5 protein-coding genes are annotated in these 3,263 nt (G+C 69.5%); 3 read left to right on the top strand and 2 right to left on the bottom strand.

The window, feature by feature from the left end; translation table 11 throughout:
- Both AB0M20_RS34165 and AB0M20_RS34160 read left to right on the top strand, forming a co-directional pair.
- Nucleotides 1–264: STAS domain-containing protein (locus AB0M20_RS34165; RefSeq protein WP_364304479.1), on the top strand; the 264-nt coding region annotated here is incomplete at its 5' end.
- A 112-nt stretch (nt 265–376) separates the two neighbouring features.
- Nucleotides 377–1,165 carry a SigB/SigF/SigG family RNA polymerase sigma factor gene (locus AB0M20_RS34160; RefSeq protein WP_364304478.1) on the top strand — a complete coding sequence of 263 codons (789 nt, stop codon included), beginning with the start codon at nt 377–379 and terminating at the stop codon, nt 1,163–1,165.
- Here the strand turns inward: AB0M20_RS34160 and AB0M20_RS34155 are convergent, their stop codons facing one another.
- Together AB0M20_RS34155 and AB0M20_RS34150 are read right to left on the bottom strand one after the other, a co-directional pair.
- Nucleotides 1,166–1,459, bottom strand: coding sequence for a DUF1330 domain-containing protein (locus AB0M20_RS34155; protein ID WP_364304477.1), 294 nt, complete (start codon nt 1,457–1,459; stop codon nt 1,166–1,168).
- A gap of 37 nt (nt 1,460–1,496) precedes the next feature.
- Nucleotides 1,497–2,432 (bottom strand): DUF808 domain-containing protein, encoded by a 936-nt coding sequence (locus AB0M20_RS34150; protein ID WP_364304476.1) that lies wholly within the window; start codon nt 2,430–2,432, stop codon nt 1,497–1,499.
- Between the two features lie 284 nt (nt 2,433–2,716).
- Between AB0M20_RS34150 and AB0M20_RS34145 the strand changes: the two genes are divergently transcribed.
- Nucleotides 2,717–3,263, top strand: a 547-nt coding sequence (locus AB0M20_RS34145) for a slipin family protein (protein ID WP_364304475.1), incomplete at its 3' end; no start/stop codon positions are given.

Below are 3,263 nucleotides of genomic sequence, written 5' to 3'. Positions count from 1 at the left end.
GTCGCGGTCACCGGTGACGTCGACGCCGACACGGCCCCGGTCCTGCTGGCCGCCTTGACCAAGGTCATCCGCCCCGGCCGCCGGGTCTGCTGCGACCTCAGCGCCACGTCCTTCTTCGGCGCCGCCGGTGCGAACGTGCTCGCCCTCGCGCATCTGCGGGCCGCCCGGGAGAGTGGTCGTTTCGCGGTCCGCGGGGCACGCGGCCTCGCGGCGCAGGTGCTCGACCTCAGCGGTCTGCGGAACATCCTGACCATCAACCCGTGAGCCACCGCCTCGTCGGCCGATCGGCTTGGCGGCGATCGGGCCTTCGGCTAAGGTCGGCTCAACGGTCGAGAAGTGTGCCGGATCCAGCAGCTCTGCGTTCGAGAGGAACGCCATGCTCGCAGGGCCCACACCGACCGAGTCCCCGTCGGCGGGTCGCGACCAGCAGGCCGTCGACGCGATCACCGACTTCGCATCCCTTCCGCCCGGCCATCCCGCCCGCCCGGCGCTGCGCGAGCAGGCCATCGAGGCGTGGCTGCCGATGGCGCGGCGTCTTGCCCAGCGTTACGCCGGCCGCGGCGAACCCCTCGACGATCTGCGTCAGGTCGCCACGATCGGCCTGATCAAGGCGGTCGACCGGTTCGACCCGGAACAGGGCGCCGACTTCGTCGCGTACGCGCTGCCCATGATCCTCGGCGAGATCAAGCGGCACTTCAGGGACCGGGCCTGGTCCGTGCGGGTGCCGCGCCGGCTGCAGGAGATGTGGCTGGCGATCAACGACGCGAGAAGCACCTGCCAGGCGCAGCTCGGACGCACGCCGACCGTCGCGGACATCGCCGCCCATCTGGGCGTGCCCCAGGACGACGTGATCGAGGGGCTCGACGGGGCACGGGCATACCGGGCATCGTCGTTGTCGTCACCCGTCGGCGGCGACCGGTCCCTCGCGCTGGGTGACACCATCAGCGCCGAGGAACACGGCTTCGCGCTCGCCGAGATGCGGCTCGACCTCGGCCCAGCCATGGCCCGGCTGGCCGATCGCGAGCGCCGGATCCTCACGCTGCGGTTCTACGGCAACCAGACGCAGGCGCAGATCGCCGCGCAGATCGGCGTCTCCCAGATGCAGATCTCCCGCCTGCTCGCCGCCAGCCTGATCAAACTGCGGCGGGACCTGGGCGGGCCGTGATCAATCCGCCACGGCGTCCACGACGCGAATGTCGCGCTCGGCCCCGTCGCCGAGTGCGGCGACCGCCGCTTGATAGGCGGGACTGTGGTACGCGGCCACCGCGGCCTCGGCACTCTCGAAGCGGATGACCGCCGTCCGCAGCCCGGCGCTGCCCTCCAGCACGTGCACCGGGTTGCCGCGGGCCAGGAAGACGCCGCCCGCCGCTCGGATCGCTGGGCCGGCCAGCTCGACATATCGCGCCAGCTTGGTCTCGTCGTGGATCGCGGTGAAGGTGTTGATCCAGTATGCCGTCATCGCACCATCCTGCGGCATGCCGCAACTCGACCGGAACCTAGTGCTGCGCGGCGGCCTTGCGGCGGTGCAGCGTCAGGCTGATCACGAGTACGACCAGCGCGCCGACGATCAGCCCGAGGATGGCGCTGGCCACCGTGTTGACCAGCCAGCCGACCAGCCCGCCCAGAGCGCCCGTGGCGTCGTGGGCGGCCTCCTCCAGGTGGTGCACGGCGTCGTACACCGCGTGCAGGCCGAGCTCGTCGGCGCCGACCAGCAGGATGTGCCCGCCCACCCACAGCATCGCGGCGGTGCCGACCACCGTCAGCACGGTCAGCACCATCGGCATCGCCTTCACCAGGCCGCGGCCGAAGGAGGCGATCGCTCCGGGGAGGGTGGAGAGGCGCAGGCCGGCGTCGTCCATCTTCACGATGAGTGCAACGACGCCGTACACGACGACGGTCATGACCAGCGCGACGACCGCCAGGATCGCCAGGAGTGACCAGAACGGCTCTTCGATCACCTCGTTCAGGGTGATGACCATGATCTCCGCCGACAGGATCAGGTCGGTGCGCACCGCCCCGGAGATCAGCTTCTTCTCGTCCTGCGTACCCTCCGCGCCCTCGCCGTGCGCGTCGTGGTGGGCGACCTTCGCCCACACCTTCTCCGCGCCCTCGTAGCAGAGGTAGGCGCCGCCGAGCATCAGGATCGGGGTGAGCAGCCAGGGCACGAACTGGCTGAGCAGCAGGATGGCCGGGAGGATGATGAGGAACTTGTTGCGCAGCGAACCGATGGCGATGCGCCTGATGATGGGCAGCTCGCGCTCCGCGGCGAGGCTGCGTACGTACTGCGGCGTGACCGCGGCATCGTCGATGACGACACCCGCCGCCTTGGCGCCCGCCTTCGCCGCCGCCGCGCCGATGTCATCGACGGAGGCGGCGGCGGTGCGAGCCAGCACCGCGACGTCATCCAGCAGGGCAACGAGTCCACCGGCCACGAAATGGTCCTTTCCGAGCTTGAGCAGCGTCCGTGCCGGACCATTCTCGCAAGGGTTCCTGAGAGCGGCACGATCAAATTGCGTTGTGGCCGCTGCCCCGCTTTGTCATCCTGATCACGGCCCGGCGGCTTCAGAAGTACGCGCTTCCGCAGCGGATGCATTGGCGATCCAACCACGCTGATCCGTTGTTCTCCTGGCGACCGATCCTTCACATCGGATCCGCTCCGGGCCACCCTTCGTCATTCCATTTCCGGGGAGTGTGACCCCGGTGCAGAGGTGAAACCATGTCCACGCACGAGATGATCGTCCACAGCGGATTCCGCGGCCTGCGCTACATCGACGGCCGCCTCGACGAGGTGCTCGAGCCGGGCCGATACGAGCTGTCCAAGCGGCGCTTCCCGGGCCGGCGGGTCCCGCGCGTCGCGATCGTCCCGATCGACGTGCGCGAGCGGGAGCTGAACATCAAGGGTCAGGAGATCCTGACGGCCGACAAGGTCGCCGTGCGGGTCAACATCATCACCCACTTCCGGGTGGTCGACCCGGCAGCGGCCGTCGAGCGGGTCGCCGACTACAACGACCGCATCTACAGCGACGTGCAGCTCGCCGCGCGGCGGTCGCTCGCGTCGATGACGCTGGAGACCATCCTGACCAACCGCAACCAGCTCAGCGAGGACATCCTGCGCGACGTCGAGGGCGTCTCCGCCGGCTATGGCGTGCGGATCATCCGGGCCGACGTGAAGGACCTGGTGTTCCCGGGCAACCTGCAGGAGATCATGAACCGCGTCCTCACGGCGCAGCGCATGGCCGAGGCGCAGATGGTCGAGGCCCGCA

Origin of the sequence: Actinoplanes sp. NPDC051633 (assembly GCF_040681735.1) — a bacterium.
Taxonomy (GTDB): Bacteria; Actinomycetota; Actinomycetes; order Mycobacteriales; family Micromonosporaceae; genus Actinoplanes.
The sequence above is the reverse complement of the archived record's forward strand: the minus strand, read 5'-3'. Positions and strand labels throughout refer to the sequence as shown.